17 protein-coding genes and 2 rRNA genes are annotated in these 22,659 nt (G+C 69.1%); 3 read left to right on the top strand and 16 right to left on the bottom strand.

Features of this window, described 5'->3' with window-relative positions; translation table 11 throughout:
* Positions 1 to 10 precede the first annotated feature (10 nt).
* The 8 genes from EV372_RS16150 to EV372_RS16115 all read right to left on the bottom strand — a co-directional run bounded on the left by EV372_RS16150 (position 11) and on the right by EV372_RS16115 (position 9,971).
* A 23S ribosomal RNA gene (locus EV372_RS16150) occupies positions 11 to 3,107 on the bottom strand.
* 318 nt (positions 3,108 to 3,425) lie between these two features.
* Positions 3,426 to 4,958 (bottom strand): 16S ribosomal RNA (locus EV372_RS16145).
* Together the 16S and 23S rRNA genes form the textbook arrangement of a ribosomal RNA operon.
* A gap of 687 nt (positions 4,959 to 5,645) precedes the next feature.
* Complete coding sequence (rdgB, locus tag EV372_RS16140) at positions 5,646 to 6,251, bottom strand: RdgB/HAM1 family non-canonical purine NTP pyrophosphatase (protein ID WP_130396642.1); 606 nt, start codon at positions 6,249 to 6,251, stop codon at positions 5,646 to 5,648.
* 56 nt (positions 6,252 to 6,307) lie between these two features.
* Complete coding sequence (gene rph, locus EV372_RS16135; protein WP_013151440.1) at positions 6,308 to 7,027, bottom strand: ribonuclease PH; 720 nt, start codon at positions 7,025 to 7,027, stop codon at positions 6,308 to 6,310.
* Positions 7,028 to 7,106: 79 nt separating this feature from the next.
* Positions 7,107 to 7,859 (bottom strand): MBL fold metallo-hydrolase, encoded by a 753-nt coding sequence (locus EV372_RS16130; protein ID WP_013151439.1) that lies wholly within the window; start codon positions 7,857 to 7,859, stop codon positions 7,107 to 7,109.
* A 348-nt stretch (positions 7,860 to 8,207) separates the two neighbouring features.
* On the bottom strand, positions 8,208 to 9,155 hold the full coding sequence (locus EV372_RS16125; RefSeq protein ID WP_130396641.1) for a PLP-dependent cysteine synthase family protein: 948 nt from the start codon (positions 9,153 to 9,155) through the stop codon (positions 8,208 to 8,210).
* Positions 9,156 to 9,162: 7 nt separating this feature from the next.
* A complete protein-coding gene (locus EV372_RS16120; protein ID WP_130396640.1) occupies positions 9,163 to 9,441 on the bottom strand; it encodes a MoaD/ThiS family protein in 279 nt (92 codons plus the stop codon).
* Positions 9,442 to 9,536: 95 nt separating this feature from the next.
* Positions 9,537 to 9,971, bottom strand: coding sequence for a M67 family metallopeptidase (locus tag EV372_RS16115; RefSeq protein ID WP_017567443.1), 435 nt, complete (start codon positions 9,969 to 9,971; stop codon positions 9,537 to 9,539).
* A gap of 133 nt (positions 9,972 to 10,104) precedes the next feature.
* Between EV372_RS16115 and EV372_RS16110 the strand changes: the two genes are divergently transcribed.
* Positions 10,105 to 11,406 (top strand): nicotinate phosphoribosyltransferase, encoded by a 1,302-nt coding sequence (locus EV372_RS16110; RefSeq protein ID WP_094801113.1) that lies wholly within the window; start codon positions 10,105 to 10,107, stop codon positions 11,404 to 11,406.
* A gap of 133 nt (positions 11,407 to 11,539) precedes the next feature.
* Positions 11,540 to 12,109 (top strand): nicotinamidase, encoded by a 570-nt coding sequence (locus EV372_RS16105; protein ID WP_130396639.1) that lies wholly within the window; start codon positions 11,540 to 11,542, stop codon positions 12,107 to 12,109.
* Between the two features lie 58 nt (positions 12,110 to 12,167).
* Here EV372_RS16105 and EV372_RS16100 read toward each other — a convergent pair whose 3' ends face one another.
* The 8 genes from EV372_RS16100 to EV372_RS16065 all read right to left on the bottom strand — a co-directional run bounded on the left by EV372_RS16100 (position 12,168) and on the right by EV372_RS16065 (position 20,685).
* Positions 12,168 to 13,175, bottom strand: coding sequence for a tryptophan--tRNA ligase (locus tag EV372_RS16100; protein WP_130396638.1), 1,008 nt, complete (start codon positions 13,173 to 13,175; stop codon positions 12,168 to 12,170).
* A gap of 77 nt (positions 13,176 to 13,252) precedes the next feature.
* A complete protein-coding gene (locus tag EV372_RS16095) occupies positions 13,253 to 14,239 on the bottom strand; it encodes a zinc metalloprotease (protein ID WP_130398949.1) in 987 nt (328 codons plus the stop codon).
* 135 nt (positions 14,240 to 14,374) lie between these two features.
* Positions 14,375 to 16,099: a DEAD/DEAH box helicase gene (locus EV372_RS16090; RefSeq protein ID WP_130396637.1), complete on the bottom strand. Its 1,725-nt coding sequence runs from the start codon at positions 16,097 to 16,099 to the stop codon at positions 14,375 to 14,377.
* Positions 16,100 to 16,257: 158 nt separating this feature from the next.
* Positions 16,258 to 16,494 (bottom strand): hypothetical protein, encoded by a 237-nt coding sequence (locus EV372_RS16085; RefSeq protein ID WP_130396636.1) that lies wholly within the window; start codon positions 16,492 to 16,494, stop codon positions 16,258 to 16,260.
* A gap of 9 nt (positions 16,495 to 16,503) precedes the next feature.
* Positions 16,504 to 17,310: a class E sortase gene (locus EV372_RS16080; RefSeq protein WP_130396635.1), complete on the bottom strand. Its 807-nt coding sequence runs from the start codon at positions 17,308 to 17,310 to the stop codon at positions 16,504 to 16,506.
* Between the two features lie 41 nt (positions 17,311 to 17,351).
* Entirely contained in the window at positions 17,352 to 18,233 is an 882-nt protein-coding gene (locus tag EV372_RS16075; RefSeq protein ID WP_130396634.1) for a heme ABC transporter ATP-binding protein, read from the bottom strand.
* Positions 18,230 to 19,531 (bottom strand): iron ABC transporter permease, encoded by a 1,302-nt coding sequence (locus EV372_RS16070; RefSeq protein ID WP_130396633.1) that lies wholly within the window; start codon positions 19,529 to 19,531, stop codon positions 18,230 to 18,232. Before EV372_RS16070 ends, EV372_RS16075 begins: the two co-directional genes overlap by 4 nt.
* Positions 19,528 to 20,685: an ABC transporter substrate-binding protein gene (locus EV372_RS16065; RefSeq protein WP_130396632.1), complete on the bottom strand. Its 1,158-nt coding sequence runs from the start codon at positions 20,683 to 20,685 to the stop codon at positions 19,528 to 19,530. The genes EV372_RS16070 and EV372_RS16065 overlap by 4 nt, the downstream gene beginning before the upstream one ends.
* Positions 20,686 to 20,932: 247 nt before the next feature.
* Here EV372_RS16065 and EV372_RS16060 point away from each other — a divergent pair, with 247 nt between their 5' ends.
* Entirely contained in the window at positions 20,933 to 22,447 is a 1,515-nt protein-coding gene (locus EV372_RS16060) for an LPXTG cell wall anchor domain-containing protein (RefSeq protein ID WP_130396631.1), read from the top strand.
* Positions 22,448 to 22,659 lie beyond the last annotated feature (212 nt).

Here is a 22,659-nt window from a genome sequence, read left to right as displayed (position 1 = left end):
AATTATCTGCAGCGGACAAGCCCTCGGCCTATTAGTACCGGTCAGCTCCACCCCTCACAAGGCTTCCACACCCGGCCTATCAACCCCATCGTCTATAGGGAGCCTTACCCCCTCAAGGAGGCAGGAGACCTCATCTCAAAGCAAGCTTCCCGCTTAGATGCTTTCAGCGGTTATCCCTCCCGAACGTAGCCAACCAGCCATGCCCTTGGCAGGACAACTGGCACACCAGAGGTTCGTCCGTCCCGGTCCTCTCGTACTAGGGACAGCCCTTCTCAAGTCTCCAACGCGCACAGCGGATAGGGACCGAACTGTCTCACGACGTTCTAAACCCAGCTCGCGTGCCGCTTTAATGGGCGAACAGCCCAACCCTTGGGACCAACTCCAGCCCCAGGATGCGACGAGCCGACATCGAGGTGCCAAACCATCCCGTCGATATGGACTCTTGGGGAAGATCAGCCTGTTATCCCCGGGGTACCTTTTAGCCGTTGAGCGACACCGCTTCCACACGCCGGTGCCGGATCACTAGTCCCAGCTTTCGCTCCTGCTCGACACGTCCGTCTCACAGTCAAGCTCCCTTGTGCACTTACACTCAACACCTGATTACCAACCAGGCTGAGGGAACCTTTGGGCGCCTCCGTTACTCTTTGGGAGGCAACCGCCCCAGTTAAACTACCCACCAGACACTGTCCCCGAACCGGATCACGGTCCAAAGTTAGATGCCCGAAACAGTCAGAGTGGTATTTCACCAACGCCTCCACCGCCACTAGCGTGACAGCTTCACCGGCTCCCACCTATCCTACACAAACCATCCCAAACACCAATGTCAAGCTATAGTGAAGGTCCCGGGGTCTTTCCGTCCTGCTGCGCGAAACGAGCATCTTTACTCGTAGTGCAATTTCACCGGGCCCATGGTTGAGACAGTGGGGAAGTCGTTACGCCATTCGTGCAGGTCGGAACTTACCCGACAAGGAATTTCGCTACCTTAGGATGGTTATAGTTACCACCGCCGTTTACTGGCGCTTAGATTCCCAGCTTCGCAAGGGCGAACCCCCACTAACCAGTCCTCTTAACGTTCCAGCACCGGGCAGGCGTCAGTCCGTATACAGCGTCTTACGACTTCGCACGGACCTGTGTTTTTAATAAACAGTCGCTTCCCCCCGCTATCTGCGACCCCACCCAGCTCAGGATGCAAGATCCGTCACCAGACAGGGCTCCCCTTCTCCCAAAGTTACGGGGACAATTTGCCGAGTTCCTTAACCATGGTTCACCCGAACGCCTCGGTATTCTCTACCTGACCACCTGCGTCGGTTTAGGGTACTGGCCACACACGAACTCGCTAGAGGCTTTTCTCGACAGCATGGGATCACTCACTTCACCAAAAACGGCTCGGCATCACGTCTCAACCTTCATGGTGTGCGGATTTGCCAACACACCGGCCTACACGCTTACCCCCGGACAACCACCGCCGGGTAGAGCTACCCTCCTGCGTCACCCCATCACTTACCTACTACAAGCTCGGTTCCCAGACCAGCTCAGAGGCAGTTCCCGAAGGAACCACCAAGAACCAGCGTGGTTAGCATCACCTGATTCAGTACTGGACGCTCGTGCACGGGTACGGGAATATCAACCCGTTATCCATCGACTACGCCTGTCGGCCTCGCCTTAGGTCCAGACTCACCCTGGGCGGATTAACCTGCCCCAGGAACCCTTAGTCAATCGGCGGCAACGTTTCTCACGTTGCTATCGCTACTCATGCCTGCATTCTCACTCGCACGCCCTCCACCACACGATCACTCGGCAGCTTCACCGGACGCACGACGCTCCCCTACCAACCCAGGAATCTAGTCCTGAGCTTCACAGCTTCGGCGGTGTGCTTTAGCCCCGCTACATTATCGGCGCAGAACCACTTGACCAGTGAGCTATTACGCACTCTTTAAAGGATGGCTGCTTCTAAGCCAACCTCCTGGTTGTCTCAGCAACTCCACAACCTTTCCCACTTAGCACACGCTTAGGGGCCTTAGCTGATGATCTGGGCTGTTTCCCTCTCGACTACGAAGCTTATCCCCCGCAGTCTCACTGCCGCGCTTCACTTCACCGGCATTCGGAGTTTGTCTGACGTCAGTAACCTTGTCGGGCCCATCAGCCAAACAGTAGCTCTACCTCCAGCAAGAAACACGCGACGCTGCACCTAAATGCATTTCGGGGAGAACCAGCTATCACGGAGTTTGATTGGCCTTTCACCCCTACCCACACCTCATCCCCCAGGTTTTCAACCCTGGTGGGTTCGGGCCTCCACGAGGTCTTACCCCCGCTTCACCCTGGACATGGGTAGATCACTCCGCTTCGGGTCCACAGCATGCGACTCCAACGCCCTATTCAGACTCGGTTTCCCTACGGCTACCCCACCCGGGTTAACCTCGCCACACACCATGACTCGCAGGCTCATTCTTCAAAAGGCACGCCATCACCAAACACGAAGTTCAGCTCTGACGGCTTGACAGCACACGGTTTCAGGTACTATTTCACGACCCCTCACCGGGGCACTTTTCACCTTTCCCTCACGGTACTAGTGCACTATCGGTCACCAGGACGTATTTTGGCTTAGCAGGTGGTCCTGCCAGATTCACACGGACTTTCACGGGCTCCGCGCTACTCGGGAATACGTCCAACACCTAGGTTCTTCCTACACCTACGGGACTCTCACCCACTCCGGTACCGCTTCCCAACGGTTTCAGCTACAAGAACCACTCAGCGCTCTGAGTCGGCAGACCCAGACAGACGCATCCCACAACCCCGCACACGCAACGACTGCCGTCTATCACACGCCTGCGGTTTAGCCTCTTCCCCGTTCGCTCACCACTACTAGGAGAATCACTGTTGTTTACTCTTCCTGCGGGTACTGAGATGTTTCACTTCCCCGCGTCACCACCAACCACCCTATACATTCAGGTGGCGGCAACCCGACACAACTCGGGCTAGGTTTCCCCATTCGGACACCCACGGATCACAGCTCGGTTGACAGCTCCCCGTGGCCTATCGCGGCCTCCCACGTCCTTCATCGGCGCCTGGTGCCAAGGCATCCACCGTGTGCCACTATCACTTGGCCACTACAGATAATAAGATGCTCGCGCACACTATTCACAAATCAAAACACCAACCGCACACCCCGACACCACTCACATCCCCAGCCGCAACGGCAAGGACCCGAGAGTTCTCAGAGGCGGTCCGCGGGAACCAACACCCACTCCGTACTGGAGCAGAGGTTGTTTCCTCAGACACCCAACAGCGCGCCCCCGGACGCTTCTAGTCGCCCGAGGTCAAGTCCGATTTGTCTTTGAGCCATCCTGGATACTGCACGCAGCACCAGGTCCACTTTCGAGTCCGGCCGGCTGTAGAAGTAATGCCGACCTGTAAAGACTCCTTAGAAAGGAGGTGATCCAGCCGCACCTTCCGGTACGGCTACCTTGTTACGACTTCGTCCCAATCGCCAGCCCCACCTTCACTCACTCCCTCCCACAAGGGGTTAGGCCGCAAGTTTCGGGTGTTGCCGACTTTCATGACGTGACGGGCGGTGTGTACAAGGCCCGGGAACGTATTCACCGCGGCGTTGCTGATCCGCGATTACTAGCGACTCCACCTTCATGGGGTCGAGTTGCAGACCCCAATCCGAACTGAGACCGGCTTTTAGGGATTCGCTCCACCTTACGGTATCGCACGCCCATTGTACCGGCCATTGTAGCATGTTTGCAGCCCAAGACATAAGGGGCATGATGACTTGACGTCATCCCCACCTTCCTCCGAGTTGACCCCGGCAGTCTCCCATGAGTCCCCACCATTACGTGCTGGCAACATGGAACAAGGGTTGCGCTCGTTGCGGGACTTAACCCAACATCTCACGACACGAGCTGACGACAGCCATGCACCACCTGTCACCCGCCAACTAAATGACCTCACATCTCTGCGAGTCCACGGGTGATGTCAAACCTTGGTAAGGTTCTTCGCGTTGCGTCGAATTAAGCAACATGCTCCGCCGCTTGTGCGGGCCCCCGTCAATTCCTTTGAGTTTTAGCCTTGCGGCCGTACTCCCCAGGCGGGGCGCTTAATGCGTTAGCTACGGCGCGGAAACCGTGGAAAGTCCCCACACCTAGCGCCCAACGTTTACGGCATGGACTACCAGGGTATCTAATCCTGTTCGCTCCCCATGCTTTCGCTCCTCAGCGTCAGGTAAGGCCCAGAGACCCGCCTTCGCCACCGGTGTTCCTCCTGATATCTGCGCATTTCACCGCTACACCAGGAATTCCAGTCTCCCCTACCTACCTCTAGCATGCCCGTATCCACTGCAGAACCGGAGTTAAGCCCCGGTCTTTCACAGCAGACGCGACACGCCGCCTACGAGCTCTTTACGCCCAATAATTCCGGACAACGCTCGGACCCTACGTATTACCGCGGCTGCTGGCACGTAGTTAGCCGGTCCTTATTCCCCACCTACCGTCAACCTCCAGAGAACTGGAAGCCTGCGTTGGTGGTAAAAGAGGTTTACAACCCGAAGGCCGTCATCCCCCACGCGGCGTCGCTGCGTCAGGCTTTCGCCCATTGCGCAATATTCCCCACTGCTGCCTCCCGCAGGAGTCTGGGCCGTGTCTCAGTCCCAGTGTGGCCGGTCGCCCTCTCAGGCCGGCTACCCGTAATCGCCTTGGTAGGCCGTTACCCCACCAACAAGCTGATAGGCCGCGAGCCCATCCCTGACCGAAAAACTTTCCACCCTCCACCATGAGGTGGCGGGTCGTATCCGGTATTAGACGGCGTTTCCACCGCTTATCCCAGAGTCAGGGGCAGGTTGCTCACGTGTTACTCACCCGTTCGCCGCTCGTGTACCCCGAAGGGCCTTACCGCTCGACTTGCATGTGTTAAGCACGCCGCCAGCGTTCGTCCTGAGCCAGGATCAAACTCTCCATAAAGGTCACTCAACCCGACCCGACCGTGAAGGTCTGGGCGGGTAAACCTAGAAGTAATCCTGACCAACCGGGTTACCCCGGCTAATCAAAGGAACCTCCGCACACGAACCGTGATGGTTCTGTGTGACGGGGCCAAAACAAACATGGCTTAAAGAAAATCAAACACGCGCTGTTGAGTTCTCAAGAAACAACCGCTCTTCGCTTACAAGCTGCTGTGAGCTTTTCCGCCGAAGGCGTTGTGCGTTTCCGCTTTGTTGTGTCTTTACTTTATCAGGTGTTCCGCACCCCGCCAAATCGGCGGTTTTTGCGAAATTGCACCGGATCAAGAAGACCAGTTCCTCTTTCGAGGCAACTCCCCGAGCCTACACGCCCCGAGCACGTGCTCGAACCATCGAAGCTTGGAGAGAAGGTCAGGACAGCGGTCCGGTTCCGAGTCGACCCCGTGGGGTGTCTCGCCGTCCCGCAGCGACCCGATCGAGTTTAGGCAACCTCAGCGGCGGCGTCAAATCCGCCTGGACTCGGAGGGGACTCCAGTCCGGGGCCTGGTCGTTCGTCGGCTTGCTTGTCGTCTGACACAGACCCTTCCCGGGAGCCGCGGGGCCAAACACGGGAGGACGGGATTTTCCGTCCCCGGGGCGAGACCGCTCCGGGGACGGGGACCGACGTGGTCCCCGGAACACGTCCGGGGCCTCAGAGGATGTCCGCCAGCTCCCGGGCGAGCTTGCGGAAGGCGATCCCCCGGTGGCTGATCGCGTTCTTCTCCTCCGGGGACAGCTCCGCCGTGGTGCGGCTCTCCCCCTCGGGGACGAACACCGGGTCGTACCCGAAGCCGTTCTCCCCGCGGCGCTCGCGCACCAGGCGGCCGCGCAGCACGCCCTCGGCGACGGCCTCGGTCCCGTCCGGCATCACCAGCACCGCCGCGCACACGAACGCGGCGCCCCTGCGCTCGGCCGGGGTGTCGGCCATCTGGTCCAGGACCAGGTCCAGGTTGGCCCGGTCCTGGTCGCCCGCGCCGAAGCGGCCCGCCCAGCGCGCGGACAGCACTCCGGGCATCCCGCGCAGTTCGTCCACGGCGATGCCGGAGTCGTCGGCGACGGCGGGCAGCCCGGTGTGCGCGGCGATGGCCCGGGCCTTGAGCAGCGCGTTGCCCAGGAAGGACGGCTCCGTCTCGGGCACCTCGGGCGCGTCGGGGAAGGCGTCGAGGGAGAGCACCTGCGCCTCCACCCCGGCGTCGGCCAGGATGGCCCGCATCTCCGGGACCTTCTTCGCGTTGCGCGTGGCCAGGACGATCTTCACGGTTCCCCCTCCCCGGGGCGCACCGCCGATACGGGCACCGGCCCGTGGGGTGGCGGTCACTCCGACAGCGCCTTCTTCTGGATCGCGGTCAGTTCCCCGCAGCCGGAGACCGCGAGGTCGAGCAGCTGGTTGAGCAGGTCCCGGTCGAAGGGGGCGCCCTCGGCGGTGCCCTGCACCTCGATGAACTTGCCGTCACCGGTGATGACGACGTTCATGTCGGTGTCGGCGACCGAGTCCTCCAGGTAGTTCAGGTCCAGCCGGGGCTGGCCCTGCACCACGCCGACGCTGACCGCGGCCAGGGAGCCCGTCAGCGGGTTGTTCTTGAGCTTGCGGCGCTTGCGCAGCCACTTCATCGCGTCGGCCAGCGCCACGTACGCGCCGGTGATCGCGGCGGTGCGCGTGCCTCCGTCGGCCTGGAGCACGTCGCAGTCCAGCGTGATGGTGTGCTCGCCCATCGCCTTGAAGTCCACGACGGCGCGCAGGGAGCGGCCGACCAGGCGGGAGATCTCGTGGGTGCGGCCGCCGATCTTGCCGCGGACCGACTCCCGGGAGCCCCGGGTGTCGGTGGAGCGGGGCAGCATCGCGTACTCGGCGGTGACCCACCCCTCGCCGGTGCCTCGGCGCCAGCGCGGGACGCCGTCCTCGACGCTGGCGGCGCACAGCACGCGGGTGTCGCCGAACTCGACGAGTACGGAGCCTTCCGCGTGGCGGAGCCAGTTGCGGGTGATGGTCACAGGGCGGAGTTGGGTCGGAACGCGTCCGTCAGGTCGGGCCATGGACAAGAGCGTATATCCGTGGAGTGCCCCGCGGTGCTGGAGTGCGCAACCCCGCGGTCCGCCCCGGCCCGGTCCCCGGTCAGCCGCCGACTTCGTGCACCTGGCCGCTGCGGGCCAGGCCGATGGGCCCGTCGTAGGTGGAGCGCGCCTCGGTGAGGGTGACGTCGTCGTCGTTCCACGGCACCAGGTGGGTCAGCAGCAGGCTGCGGGCGCGGGCCCGGCTGGCGTGCTCCCCCGCCTCGCTGCCCGTCAGGTGCATGTCCTTGGGGTGGTCGAGGTGGTCCTGGAAGGCGGCCTCGCACAGGAACAGGTCGGTGTCGGCGGCCAGGTCCACCAGGGAGTCGCACACCCCGGTGTCACCGGAGTAGGCCATGGACGCGCCGCCGTGCTCCAGGCGGATGCCGAAGGCCTCCACCGGGTGGTTGACGTGGTCGACACGGGCCTGGAAGGGGCCGATCCGGAACGGCCCGGGGGAGAGTTCGTGGAACTCGAACACCTCGGTCATACCCGGGTCGGGTTCCAGACCGTAGGCCTCGGCCATCCGCCGGGCCACGCCGCCGGGCCCGTAGACCGGGATGCGGGGCTTGGCGCCGCCCGGGTGGTACGCCCTGGCCACCCAGTACGAGCACAGGTCGAAGCAGTGGTCGGCGTGCAGGTGGCTCAGGTAGACGGCGTCGACCGAGTAGATGTCGACGTGCCGCTGGAGAGTTCCGAGCGCGCCGTTGCCCATGTCGAGCAGGAGGCGGTAGCCGTCCGCTTCGAGCATGTAGGAGGAAGCCGGGCTGTCCGGCCCGGGGAAGCTCCCCGAGGACCCGATAATCGTGAGTCGCACGTCGTCGTCGCCTTCTCGATGGGCCGCGCGGCGTCCGTGGCACTCCCGCCGAGAGACTGTGCGGAGTGCGGATGGCGGCTGGTTCTGCGGATGTCCCGTTGTTACGGGTGTACCCCAATGCCCGCCCGGGTGGTACAAAATGTGGCCCGCGTCTCACGCGACCTCGATCACGTGTGAATTTTTCACACCGCTTGACGACGTATGTCTTGTTTGTTCAGGGCGTGTTTCCCCGGTGTTCAGAACGGCACGGAGGCCGGCACCCGAAGGTGCCGGCCTCCGCCGTGCCCGGGCCGCCGCTTCCGGAGGGGTCGCGGCGGGTGCCGGGCGGGTCCGTGCAGACCCTGGAGCCTAGGCCCAGAGCTGGCCGTCGAGGCGCTCCTCGGCCTCCTCCAGCGTGCCCTCGTAGGCGCCGGTGGACAGGTACTTCCACCCGGCGTCGGCGATGACGAACGCGATGTCGGCGCTCTCCCCCGCCTTCTCGGCCTTGCGGGCCATGCCCAGCGCGGCGTGCAGGGCGCCGCCGGTGGAGACGCCCGCGAAGATGCCCTCCTTGTCCAGGAGTTCCCGGGTCCGCCTGAGAGCGGCCTCGGAGGGCACGGAGAAGCGGGTGGTGAGCACCGACTCGTCGTAGAGCTCGGGCACGAACCCCTCGTCGAGGTTGCGCAGCCCGTACACCAGCTCGCCGTAGCGGGGCTCGGCCGCCACGATCTGCACGCCGGGCCGGTGTTCGCGCAGGTAGCGGCCCACGCCCATGAGGGTGCCGGTGGTGCCCAGCCCCGCCACGAAGTGGGTGATCCCCGGCAGGTCGGCGAGGATCTCGGGCCCGGTGGTCTCGTAGTGGGCCCGGGCGTTGGCCGGGTTGCCGTACTGGTACAGCATCACCCAGTCGGGGTGGGCCGCGGACATCTCCTTGGCGACGCGGACGGCCTCGTTGGAGCCGCCCGCGGCGTCGGAGAAGTGGACCTCGGCGCCCCACATGGCCAGCAGCTGCTTGCGCTCTGCGGAGGTGTTCTCCGGCATGACGCAGACCATGCGGTAGCCGCGCAGCTTGGCGACCATGGCCAGCGAGATGCCGGTGTTCCCCGACGTCGGCTCCAGGATGGTGCACCCCGGGGAGAGCAGCCCGTCCTTCTCGGCCTGTTCGATCATGAAGAACGCGGCGCGGTCCTTGATCGAGCCGGTGGGGTTGCGGTCCTCCAGTTTCGCCCAGAGCCGGACCTGCGGCGAGGGCGAGAGCCGGGGCAGGCCGACGAGCGGCGTGCCGCCGAGGGAGTCGAGCAGGGAGTCGTAGCGCATGTGCGGCCTAGCGGCTTCCGCCGGCCACGGCCGGCAGGATCGTCACGTTGTCGCCGTCGGAGAGCTTGGCCTCCAGACCGCCGACGAAGCGCACGTCCTCGTCGTTGAGGTAGACGTTGATGAAGCGGCGCAGCTTGCCATCGTCCACCAGGCGCTCGGCGATGCCGGGGTGTCGGCTGTCCAGGTCGGCGAACAGCTCGCCGAGGGTGTCGCCGGACCCCTCGACGACCTTGGCGTCGCCGGTCAGGTTGCGCAGGATGGTCGGGATGCGGACCTCGATGGCCATGAGGGTTTCTCCGTTAGCGGTCGTTGGTGTGCGTTCATTGCCAACAGGGGGCGCGCGGTGCCCATTCCTGGGCGCCGCCCGGTGTGGTGTGGAACCTACGGGGCGGTCGCGGCGCCGTCGCCGGGCCCGGTGACCTCCACCGGTTCCTCGGTGACCTGGCCGTCGACGATCCGGTAGGAGCGGAACTCGACGGTGTCGGGCTCGCGTGTGGACACGAGCACGTAGTGGGCGCCCGGCTCGGACGCGTAGGAGACGTCGGTGCGCGAGGGGTAGGCCTCGGTCGCGGTGTGGGAGTGGTAGATCACGACGGGTTCCTCGTCGCGGTCGTCCATCTCCCGCCAGACCTTGAGCTGTTCGAGGGAGTCGAACCGGTAGAAGGTCGGCGACCGTTCGGCGTTGACCATCTCGACGAGGCGTTCGGGGCTGTCGGAGCCCTCGGGTCCGGCCACGACGCCGCACGCCTCGTCCGGGTGGTCGCGGCGGGCGTGTGCGACGATCCTGTCGTAGATCGCGCGATCAATCCTCAGCATGCTCCCCAGGGTACCTACATCCGGTTCCCTACCAACCAAATGGGTATTGTTGGCGAACGCCGAGGCCGCGGCGGCCCGGTGCTGGTGGGGGCGACCTCCTCCGTCCCACCCGGCACAGATTAGGCTCGTGCGCATGAGCGAGGACAGCAGCAGCGCGCTGCTCACCGACCACTACGAACTGACGATGCTCCAGGGGGCGCTGCACAGCGGCGCCGCAGCCCGCCACTCGGTGTTCGAGATGTTCGCCCGGCGGCTGCCGGAGGGACGCAGGTACGGGGTCGTGGCCGGAACGGGCCGCTTCCTGGAACTGCTGGAGCGGTTCCGGTTCGGCACGGAGGAACTCGACTTCCTGTCCGACAACGGGGTCGTGGACGAGCGCACCGTGGAATGGCTGGCCGACTACCGGTTCTCGGGCAACGTGTGGGGCTACGGTGAGGGCGAGGCGTACTTCCCCGGCTCGCCGATCCTGGTGGTGGAGGCCTCCTTCGCCGAGGCCGTGCTCCTGGAGACACTGGCCCTGTCGGTGTACAACCACGACAGCGCGATCGCCTCGGCCGCGACGCGGATGGCGGTCGCGGCGGGCGGTCGGCCGCTGATCGAGATGGGCTCGCGGCGCACGCACGAGCGGTCCGCGGTCGCCGCGGCCCGAGCCGCCTACGTCGCGGGGTTCTCCACCTCCTCCAACCTGGAGGCCGGGCGCTCCCACGGTGTGCCGACCGGCGGGACGGCGGCGCACGCGTTCACGCTGCTGCACGACAGCGAGCGGCACGCGTTCAAGGCGCAGTTGGAGTCCCTGGGCGAGGGGACGACGCTGCTGGTGGACACCTACGACGTGGAGCGCGCGGTGCGCACCGCCGTGGAGCTGGCCGGGCCCGGACTGGGCGCGGTGCGGATCGACTCGGGCGACCTGGCCGCCCACGCCGGGCGCGTGCGGGCGCAGCTGGACTCCCTGGGCGCGACGGACACCCGCATCGTGGTGACCGGGGACCTGGACGAGCACTCCATCCAGGCCCTGGCGGTGGCGCCGGTGGACGGCTACGGGGTGGGCACCTCCCTGGTGACCGGCTCGGGCGCGCCGACGGTGTCCCTGGTGTACAAGCTGGTGGCGCGGGCGCGCGGCCTGGAGGAGGACGCCCCGCTGGAGCCGGTGGCCAAGCGCTCGGTGGGCAAGCCGAGCCGGGGCGGGCGCAAGTGGGCGGTGCGGCGGCTGGACGACAAGGGGACGGCCGTGTCCGAGGAGATCTACCCCCACCCGCCGTCCTCGCAGGTGGGAACGCGGCCGCTGCTGCGGCCCCTGGTCGCCGACGGCGTGGTGGTGGGCCACGAGAGCGTGCACGAGGCCCGGGAGCGGCACCGGGCGGCAGTGGCGGAACTGCCCGAGGAGGCCCTGCGCATGTCGCGTGGCGAGGCCGCGCTGCCGACGGTGTTCCACTAGAGGATGGTGCGTGAGGGCCCGCGCACCGGCGGACGACCGCCCGGGTGACCTCGGACACGGTGGTCAGCGCGGGTCGGGGCGGCGGTGGTACACGGGCCCGGGCGGATCCGACGACAGGGAAAGGGGTGCCGCTGTGAGGGCGCTCATCGTGGTGGACGTGCAGAAGGACTTCTGCGAGGGAGGGAACCTGGGGGTGGCGGGCGGGGCCAGCACCGCGGCCGCCGTCACCGAGTACGCCCGTGCGAGCGACTACGACCACGTGGTGGCCACGCGCGACTTCCACATCGACCCGGGGGAGCACTTCTCGGAGGAGCCCGACTTCGTGGACAGCTGGCCGCGCCACTGCGAGGCGGGCACGCCGGGGGTGGAGTTCCATCCCGGCTTCGACGCCTCGCTGGCCGAGGAGGTCTTCGACAAGGGGCACTACACGGCTGCCTACAGCGGTTTCGAGGGCGTGACCGGGGAGGGCGGGGTGACGCTGGGTTCGTGGCTGCGCGAGCGCGGCGTGGACGAGGTGGACGTGGTGGGCATCGCCATGGACCACTGCGTGAAGGCGACCGCCCTGGACGCGGTGGCCGAGGGCCTGCGCACGCGGGTGCTGCTCGGGATGACCGCCGGGGTGTCGCGCCCGACCGTGGACGCGGCGCTGGAGCGGCTGCGCGAGGCGGGCGTGGAGCTGGAGGGCGAGCCGCTGGTCGGCTGAGGTCTCCCGCGGGGGCCGGGGGCGGCGGGTCAGCGCGCTGACCCGCCGCCCCCGCGTGTCAGACGACGCCGACGGCGGCGCGCACGCGCTCCAGGGTGGCGCGGGCGCGCTCGCGGGCGCGCTCGGACCCGGCCGCCAAGATGGCGTCGATCCGCGCCGGGTGGGCCATCAGCTCCTCGTAGCGCTCCCGTTTGGGGCCCAGCTCGGCGTTGATCGCCTCGAACAGCTCGTTCTTGAGGTCGCCCCAGCCCATGCCGCCCGCCTCCAGGCGCTTGCGCACCTCGGAGACCTTCTGGGCGTCGGCGAAGTGCGTGAGCAGCTGGAAGGGCACCGAGCTGTCGGGGTCCTTGGGGTCCTCGACCGGCGTGGAGTCGGTCGGGATGCGGCGCACGGCCTTCTTGAGCTTGTTCTCCGGCAGGAAGAGCGGGATGTGGTTGTCGTAGGACTTGCTCATCTTGCGGCCGTCGACGCCGGGCAGGATGCTCGCGTCGCTGTCGTCGATGACGCCCTTGGGGACGGGGAAGCTGTAGGACCCGCCGAAGCGGTGGTTGAAGTACCCGGCGATGTCGGCGGTGTACTCGATGTGCTGGGACTGGTCGCGGCCCACGGGGACGTGGGTGCCCTCCATGACGAGGATGTCGGCCGCCATGAGGATGGGGTAGTTGTACAGCCCCATGTTGATCCCGGCGTCCAGGTCGGTGATCCCGGCCTCGTTGTTGCGGTCGCGGGCGGCCTTGTAGGCGTGCGCGCGGTTCATGAGGCCCTTGGGGGTCAGGGCGCTCAGGATGGTGGTGAGCTCGAAGGTCTCGGGCACCCGGGACTGCTGGTAGACGATCGTCCGCTCGGGGTCGAGCCCGCACGCGAGCCAGGTGGCAGCGCCTGACCGGATGCTGTGGCGGAGCTCGTCGGCGTCCTTGATGGTGTTGAGCGCGTGGTAGTCGGCGATGAAGTAGTAGGTGTCGTAGGCCGTGGCCGCGCTCAGGGCGGGCTTGATCGCGCCGATGTAGTTGCCCAGGTGGAAGTCGCCGGTGGGCTTGATCCCGGTCAGGTACGTGTTCGCTGCCATGGGACCAAGCCTAGCGGCGGCCGGGCCCGCGCACGGTCCCGGCCACGCCCCGGTCCCGCGCCGCGGAGCCGCGGCCGTCAGGCGCGGAAGGCCGCCCAGTGCTCGACCATGCGCTCGGCCTGGCCCTTGGTGAAGTGGCTCATGCAGGCGTCGTCGCTGTAGTTCATGAAGTTGGTGACGGGGTCCTCGCCCTCCTGCTCGGGGCAGGTGTCGCGGCCCTCGGGGCAGCCGGAGGCGGCCTCGCGCTCGTAGGCGGTGTCGTCCACGTAGTCGCCGGGCGAGGAGCAGCCGTTCTGGAAGGTGTGGAAGAGCCCGAGCCAGTGGCCCACCTCGTGGGTGCCGGTGTGGCCGAGGTTGAACCGGTCGCGGTCGCCGCCGGGCAGGGTGTCGTGGGAGATCACCACGCCGTCCTGTTCGGGCGCGTCCTCGTAATCCTGGGGGAAGGAGGAGTAGCCGAGCAGGCCGGTGCCCAGGTTCGAGGTGTAGATGTTGAGGGTCGCCGCGTCACCTTGGCGCAGTCTGGCGTGGACGGTGTCGCGGTGCTCGGCGAAGCTGGTGAACCACTCGTCGTTGGTGGTGCGGGTGACCTCGCTGAGCTCGAAGCGGAAACCGGTGTCGATGGGTTCGGCGTCGCTCGTGCCCCCGGCCCGGCGGGCCGCCTCGGCGGCCCGGGCCGGGTCCGCCGCGGTGTCGCCGCCGTAGGCGGCGTTGAGAACGTCGATCTGCCGCTGGACGCGTTCGTCGCTGACCTCGCCGCGGCCGTCCTCGGCGGAGATGACGTGCACCACGACCGGGACGGTGTGGGGCGGCTGGAGGTCCTGTCCTCGCAGGGGCACGAGTGCCTCCTGGAGCTGCTGTTCGTACAGGGCCGCCTGACGCGGCGTCACCTCGCTGCCGCCGGGAGGCCGATCGGCCGCTTCGGGGTCGGTGACCCTGGCGGCGCCGGGCAGGCAGGGCTCCAGAGCCTCGGACTCCCCCGGCGCCAGCTGGGCGCGCGGGGAGTCGGTCGCCACGGTGCCGGGAGCCGTGACCGTGACCATCCCGGCCAGGGCGAACCCGCACATCAGCAGTCCGGTGCAGAGCGCGGCTGAGCCGCCGCGAGGGCTGTGTCCACTCATCTCACACAAGGTAATGAAGCGGACACGAGGGGCTTATGGGACATGCGCGAGCTTGCGAAGTGTTTGCCCGTTTCGGGTGGCCTATCGCCCGCCGACGGCCCAGACGCGGATCTTGGCGATCCGCTCGCGGATCTGCGTCGGGGTGGCCTGTGCGACGGGCGGCCCGCCGCAGGCGCGGCGCAACTCGTTGTGGATCACCCCGTGCGGCTTGCCGGTGCGGTGGTGCCAGGCGCCCACGAGACCGCTCAGTTCGCGGCGCAGGTCGGCCAGGACCTGGTGGGTGGGCCCGTCCTCCTCGGCGGGCTCCTCCACCTTGCGGGCCTTGACCTCGCTCGCCTTGAGGTCGGCCTTGCGCTTGCGCAGGAGCTGGGAGACCTGCTGCGGGTCGAGCAGACCGGGCAGACCCAGGAAGTCCTCCTCCTCCGTGGAGCCCGGCACACCGCCGTACTCGGCCCCGTCGTAGAGGGCGCGGTCGAACTCCGCCGCCGACTCCATGGTCTCGAAGGGCAGTTCCTCCCCGGCGTCGGGGGTGTCCCGCTTCTTGTTGGCCTCCCGGAGCAGGTCCTCCTCCGGGTACCCGTCGCCCTCCCCCGGGGTCCGGTCGAGCACGTGGTCGCGCTCGCGCTCCATCTCGCCCGCGTACTCCAGCAGGGTGGGCACGGAGGGCAGGAAGACCGAGGCGACCTCGCCGCGCTGGCGCACGCGCACGAAGCGGCCGATGGCCTGGGCGAAGAACAGCGCGGTGCTGGTGGAGGTGGCGTACACGCCCACCATCAGCCGGGGCACGTCCACTCCCTCGGAGACCATGCGCACCGCGACCATCCAGCGGTCGTCGCCCGCGGCGAAGCGGGAGATCTTCTTGGAGGCCCCGGGGTCGTCGGACAGGATGACCGTGGCGCCCTTGCCGGTGATCTGGCGCAGGATGCGCGAGTAGGCGCGGGCGTTCTCGTGGTCGCTGGCGATGACCAGGGCCCCCGCGTCGGGGTGGGTCTTGCGGACCTCGGTCAGGCGGCGGTCGGCGGCCTGGAGCACGCGCTTGATCCAGTCGCCCTTGGGGTCCAGCGCGGCCCGCCACGCCTGGGAGAGCGCGTCCTGGGTGAGGGGTTCGCCCAGCCTGGCGGCGAGCTCGTCGCCCGCGCGCGTGCGCCAGCGCATCTCGCCGGAGTAGGCCATGAAGATGACGGGGCGCACGACCCCGTCGGCCAGGGCGGGCCCGTACCCGTAGCTGTAGTCCCAGGAGCAGCGGCGCACCCCGGCGCTGTCCTGGACGTAGTCGACGAAGGGGATGGGGTTGATGTCGGACCGGAAGGGGGTCCCGGTCAGGGAGAGGCGGCGCCCGGCCGGGTCGAAGGCCTCGCGGGCCGCGTCGCCCCAGGACAGGGCGTCCCCGGCGTGGTGGACCTCGTCGAAGATGACGAGGGTCTTGCGCGCCTCGGTCCGGTTGCGGTGCAGCATCGGGTGGGCGGCGACCTGGGCGTAGGTGACGGCCACGCCGACGTACTGGCGGCCCAGGGCGCCCTGGCCGTTGCGGAACTCGGGGTCGATGGCGATGCCGAACCGGGCGGCCGCCTCGGCCCACTGCTTCTTGAGGTGGTCGGTGGGGCACACGATGGTGATGGCGCGCACCGTGTGCCGTTGGAGGAGTTCGCTGGCCAGGGTGAGGGCGAAGGTGGTCTTGCCCGCACCGGGGGTGGCCACGGCGAGGAAGTCCCGCGGTTCCCGGCGGAAGTACTCCTCGAACGCCTCCCGCTGCCATGCGCGGAGGCCTCTGAGCCGGTCCTCCGTCGTGGTCTGCGTCACCGTCATGCTGCGAATCGTCCCCCGTTACTCACCCCCATGAGGTTAGCGGGCACCGTGGACCGTTCCGGGAGGCAGGCCAGTGGCGCCGCGCACACGGCGTGTCCCGGCCGCCCGGAAGGCCGCCGGTCCCCGCCGGTCGCCTCGTCGTCCACGATCGTCACGGATTACCCGGAGGCCCCGTCCGTCCCCGCCTCCCCGCCGGAACCGGCCCCGGGCTCCGCGCCGCCCCCGGTCTGGACTCCCCCCACGTCGACGGCGCCGTCGTTGAAGGGCATGTGCGGCGAGATCGCCGGGAAGGCGAAGAACCACAGCAGCAGGGCGGCGCCCGCCACCAGCCCGAGCGCCATGATGAGCTTGGCGATCCACGGACCGGGCAGGACACGCCAGATCAGACCGTACATTCGCGTTCCTTACTCGCTGGCCTGGGGAGCCATGTGCGCGATCGAGTCGGGCATCCCCTCGGACTTGGGCGTGGTCTCCACCAGCTCCGCCCAGACGATGAGGCGGTGCGTGTTGTTCAGCTTGGGCGCGCACGTGGTGAGGGTGAGCAGGGACCTGCCCGGCTCCTCGTCGGTGGCCTCGTCGAACGGGTCCGGCTCGATCACCCACACGTCGGTGGGCAGGACCGTCTCGTCGCGGAAGACCTCGTAGGTGTAGAAGTTCTCCCCGTCCTCCAGCACCATGACGTCGCCGTTCTGGAGCAGGTCCAGGTCCCAGAACAGGCCGGGGGTGCGGTGGGCGGCCACGGCGTAGTTGCCCTCGCCGCCGGGAGAGCTGGGGTACTCGGTGTAGTGGCCGGGGCTGTAGCGGATGTCCTCCTGCGTGGTGCCGTTGACCACCACCCAGTCCAGGTCCAGGCTCGGCACGTACAGGCGGCTGTCGGCGCTGCCCGGCAGGGGCTCGGAGTCCGGACCGGCCTCCGCGGCCGCCTGTTCGGCGGACCAGGCCTCCTCCAGCCCCTGGGCCAGGTCCTGCTGTTCGCGGTCGGTCTCCCACTGGGAGCCGTACACCTCGTATCCGGCGTAGAAGAGCATGAGCAGACCGGCGGTCAGCATGATCTCGCCGAAGAACCGGACGATGCCGCGCACGACGTCGCCGGGGGTGGCCCTGGGCTTGGGGCGGCGGCGCCGTCGGCCGCCGGAGGCCCGACGTCCACGCCCCTCCCCGCGTCCGGGCCGGGGACCCTCGTGGAACTGCCGTTCAGTTGTGGACACCAATACGACCTACTCCTGTGGACGCTTCCGTGTGCACCCGTCCCCTACCTGAGGGGGACGACCAGCGGGACTCCGGTACGCGGGTGCGGTAGGACTTCGACCTCGTGCTGGTAGACGGAGCTGAGCAGCGACGCGGTGAACACGTCGGCGGGGGAGCCCTGCGCGGCGACCCGTCCTCGGGAGAGTATCGCCACACGATGGGCGTAGGCTGCCGCAAGCCCCAAATCGTGCAGGACCACGATAACCGCACCGCCGCGCTCCGCGAGTTGGGAAGCCAGATCCAGTACGAGTTCCTGGTGCCGGATGTCCAGGGCGGCGGTCGGCTCGTCCAGCAGGAGCAGCTGGGTGTCCTGGGCCAGGACGCGGGCGAGCATCACCCGCGCGCGCTCACCCCCCGACAGGGTCGGGAAGCGCCGTTCGGCCAGGTCGGCCACGCCCGTGCCCTCCATCGCGGCGGCGGTGAGGGCCTCGTCCTCGGCCGCGGCGGCCAGCCCCGCCCAGGGGGCGCGGCCCATGGACACGATGTCGGCGACGGGGAACGGAAAACTGACCGCCGCCTCCTGGGGCAGGACCGCGCGGCGCAGCGCCAGCTCGGGGGGCGTCCAGTCGGCGAGCGGGCGGCCGTGGAGGCGGACGGTCCCGCTGTCGGCCTCCCCCCGGCCGGGCGCCCCGGTGACGTCCCCGGACAGGGCGGCGAGCAGCGTGGACTTGCCCGCCCCGTTGGGCCCGACCAGGGCCAGCAGCTCCCCGGCGCGCACGGTGAGTCCGACCCCGTCGAGCAGGGCGCGGCCGCCCCGGCGGACGGTGACGCCCTCGGCCCGGAGTATCTCCTCGCCGGGTGGGACCGGGGCGGGGCGCGCGGGCGGCCGGTACAGCGGGGAGGCCGCGGTGGCGACCCGCCGCCGCAGTCGGACGAGGGCGTTCACGACCAGCCTCCTTGCCGGGCACGGGTGCGGTACAGCAGGTAGAAGAAGAACGGCCCGCCCAGGGCCGCGGTGACCACGCCCAGGGGGATCTCGGCGGGGGCCGCGACGGTGCGGGCGAGCAGGTCGGCGGCGAGCAGGAGCAGGCCGCCGCCCAGGGCGCTGGCGGGCAGCAGGACCCGGTGCCCGGGGCCGGTGACCATGCGGATGATGTGCGGGACGACCAGGCCCACGAAGGAGACGATCCCGGCGAAGGCGACGGCGGCCGAGGTCAGCAGGGCCATGGCGCAGATGAGGACCAGGCGGGTGCGCTCCACGTCCACGCCCAGGTGGCGGGCGGGCCCCTCCCCGAGGGCGAGCAGGTCCAGGCGGCGCGCGTGGAAGGGGATGACCGACAGCCCGAGCAGCAGGCACGGGGCGATGGCGGCGACCTTGGCCCAAGTGGCGGTGGAGACGCTGCCGAGCTGCCAGAAGGTGATGGTCTGGATCTCGGCGTCCTGGGAGAAATTGGTCATCAGGCCGATGGCCGCGCCGGCGATCGCGTTGACGGCGATGCCGGTGAGCAGCAGGGTGACGACCTCGGTGCGCCCGCGCGAGCGCGCGAACACGTACACGAACAGGGTGGTGGCCAGGCCGAACACGAAGGAGGAGGCGATGATCGTCCAGTGGCCGAGGACGGTCAGGCCGGTGAAGATGACGGCGATGGCGCCGACGGCCGCGCCGGAGGAGACGCCGATGACGCCGGGTTCGGCCAGGGGGTTGCCGAAGACGCCCTGCATCATGGCGCCCGCCGCGCCCAGGGCGGCGCCGACCATGACGGCCAGGACGACGCGGGGCAGGCGCACGTCCCACAGGACGGTGTGGCCGATCCGGTCGGGCGGGGTGCCCGCCTCCAGACCGAGGGCGTGCAGGAGCGAGGCGGCGACCTGACCGGGCGGGATGGGGTAGGCCCCGGCCCCGGCTGCGACGACCGCGACCGCGACGAGGCCGCCGGTGAGCGAGGCGAGCAGGAGCGCGGCGCGCAGGCGGCGCAGGGCGCGCCGGTCCCGCGGGGCGGCTGGTGCGGTCGCGGCTTTCGAGGCGGCCGGTGCGGTTGTGGGAGCGGCTGCTTCGGAAGGGGCCTTCGGGGTGGCCGGAGTGAATGACGTGCCTGACGGGACTGCGGGAGGACCGGGTTCGCGGGTGCTGGTTCCGCCCTGCCCGGGGGAGGGCGTGCCGCTGGCCGCCCGAATGGACCCTTCGGGGAGGCCCCGGGCGTCGTCGCCCGCGGCGCCGTCCGCGGGCCTGCCGGGAGCGGTCACCGTTCCCCCTCCCCCGCGCTGACGGCGGCGAGTTCGTCGGCGAGGGCCGCGACGACCTGCGGGGTGCGGGGGCCGAAGTTGAGCAGGACGCCGTCCTCGAAGTCGAGGACGGCGCGCGCGGCACCGGCCGGGGTCTGGGCGACACCGGGGATCTGGACGAGCCCCTCGATCCCGCCGACCGACTCCAGTCCCTTGGTCATCACCAGGAGCACGTCGGGCTGGGCGGCGATGAGGGCCTCTGTGGTGATGGGGGTGAAGGGTGTGGTCAGGCCCATCTCGACCCCGGCGTCGCGGGCGCCGATCTCGGCCAGCACGGCGTCGGCGCCCGAGCCGGGTCCGCCCATGAGGTAGACCCCGGCGGTGCCGCGCAGGTAGAGGAAGGCGACGAGGGGGTCGCCGCTGACCGCGGTGGAGTCGGCCCGGACCTCGGCCATCTGCCCTCGCGTGCGTTCGGCCAGGGCCGTGCCGCTAGCCGGGACGCCGAGGGCCTCGGCCACGCGCTCGAAGCGCGGGTACATGTCGTCGATGGACCAGGCCTCCTCCACGATGACGACGGGGACGCCGGAGCTCTGGATCTGCTCGATGGCCTCGGGCGGCCCGGTCTGGGTGTCGGCGAGGACGACCGTGGGTTCCAGGGACAGCACGCTCTCGGCGGAGACCTCGTGCGCCTCGCTGACCGTGGGCAGGTGGGCGGCCTCCTCGAAGGTGGCGCCGACGTCGCGGCCGACGACGTTGTCGCCCAGGCCCAGGGTGAAGACGATCTCGGCGAGGCTGCCGGTGAGCGGGAGGACGCGGCTGGCGTCGGTGACCTCGACCTGCTCGTACTCCAGGGGGTCGGAGCCGGTGCGGTAGGGGTCCAGGACCACCGAGTCGACGGTCACGGGCAGCTCGGGCACCGCGGGCTCCTCCAGGACCTGGAGGCGGTTCTCGGCGAGGTCGGGGATGCCGGGCGCGTCGCCGGAGTCCGCGGGGTCCCCGCCTCCGGAGGCGCCGCCGGTGCACCCGGTCAGGGCGAGCACGAGCGCGCAGGCGGCGGCGAGGGCGCGGGGAGCGGCGGGGCGGCCCCGGAGTGCGGCGGGCCGGGGGCCGGTGGGGCGGGAGTCGGCGGGTCGGGAGCGTTCGCGCGGAAGGGGCCGGGGGACGGTGTGGGGCATGGCGGTCGCTTTCGGGGTTCCGTGTGCCGGGGCACGGGCGCTGTCGCCGGGAGAGCGGGATGCGACGACGCTTTTTATGACACCTCGTCATCATCTTGACAAGCCCGATGGTTCGGTGTTCAACTGTTCCGGCTCGGACTTCAGGTTAGGTAAGGCTCACTTCGCAAAGGTAAGCATAACCTCACCGAAGTTCTCCTCACGCGGGTGGCGGACCCCGACCGAACCCGCACGAACGCGAAGGCCCCCGATGCAAGCAGCGCTTTCCCTCCGCCCGAGGAACGGGCGGCGCCGCGGGCTCGTCCCGCCCCTGGTCCTCACCGCCGCGCTGGTGCTGTCCGCCCCGGCGGCGGCACTCGCCCAGCCCGTCCCCTCCCCCGGCCAGAACCCCGGTCAGGATCCCGCTCGTCCGCGCGTCACCACCGTGGACCGGACCCGGCACCTGGACCCCGGGGGCGACACCGTCACCGTCTCCGGGATCGGACACGAGCCCGGTTCCCTGCTGGAGGCCGCCACCTGGGCCGTCCCGGACGCGGAGGACGGCGGGGGCGAACCGGTCGCCGACACCGCGAACGCGGTGACCGCCGAGGTCGACGAGCGCGGCACCTTCAGCCTCAGCCTGGACACCGGCACCGAGTTCGCCGCCGACGCCGGCCTGGACGACTCAGACGCCCCCTTCGAGGTGCGCCTGGTGGAGGTCGGCACCGGGCCGGACGGCGAGGACCCCGCCGAGGGCGCTCCCCCGGCCCCGGAGACCGACGCGGGCGCGGAGCCCTTCGAGGAGGACCGCGCCGCCGCGGAGACGACCGACGCGGCCGACGCGGACCCGGCGGGGGCGGCCACCGGCGCCCGGGGCGGGGACACCGCCCGGCGGGCTCCGGAGGTCCTCGCCGGCCCCGGCAGGAGCGCCCCGGCGGCCCTGCCCTCGGCACCGGCCCCCGACGCGGTCGTGGGCCGGATCCCGCTGGCCTTCTCGGCCCCCGCCCCGCGGACCGAGCCCGGGACGAGCCCGCAGAGCCGGCCGCAGTCCGCCGTGCCCGCGGCCCCCGTGCCCCGTGAGCCGGGCGACCCGGCCCTGAGCGTCTCCAAGACCAGCGGACTCGACCCCGAGGGCGAGACCGTGACGGTCACCGGCTCCGGATACGACACCGCCAAGGGGATCTACGTGGCCCTGTGCGACACCAGCGGCGCCGGTCCCGACCGGGCGCCCAGCCCCTGCGTCGGCGGAGTGGACATGGAGGGGTCGAGCGGCGCCTCGGTCTGGGTCTCCAGCAACCCGCCGCCCTACGGGGAAGGGTTGGCCGTCCCCTACACCGGCGGCGGTACCGACGGCGGGTTCAGCGTCGAACTGAGGGTCCGGGCCAGCGACGAGAACACTGACTGCACCGCCCGCGGAACCGAGTGCGCGGTGGTCACGCGCAACGACCACACCCGCTCCAGCGACCGCGGCCAGGACGTGTTCGTCCCCGTCTCCTTCGGCGGCGGCTCCGGGAACGAAGGGGGCTCCGGTGGTTCAGGAGACTCCGGGGACCCGGGAGGCAGCGGATCCGGCGGCGGTTCGGGCAGCGGATCCGGCAGTGGTTCGAGCGGTACCGGTGACGCCGGAACCGGCGGGGGCTCAGGCAGCGGCTCCGGCCCCCTGCCCCGCACCGGCAGCGCGCTGTACGCCCTGGTCCTGGCCGCCTCGGTCGCCGTCCTGACCGGCGCGGCGGCACTGGTCGCCACCCGCCGCCGGGCCCGGGGAGCCCCCACGGAGACGGCCTGAAGCCGGGGTACCGACGGACTCCTCCGTCCGGGGCTCCCGTGGGAGCCGCTCTGAAGGCCGCCTCGGCAAGCCCCTCCCGGCCCCGCCCACGGCGGCCCTTCCAGGGAGGACCCCGCCGGGGAAAGCCCGTCCGGGAAGCCGCCTCCCGAAGGGAGCCTCCTGGAGGCCCCTGGAAGGGCTCCTCCGAGGCCCTTCCCCCGACCACCGTGCCC

The sequence above is a fragment of the Nocardiopsis sp. CNZ308 genome (genome assembly GCF_004217075.1).
This window is presented reverse-complemented; position numbering and strand designations above follow the sequence as displayed.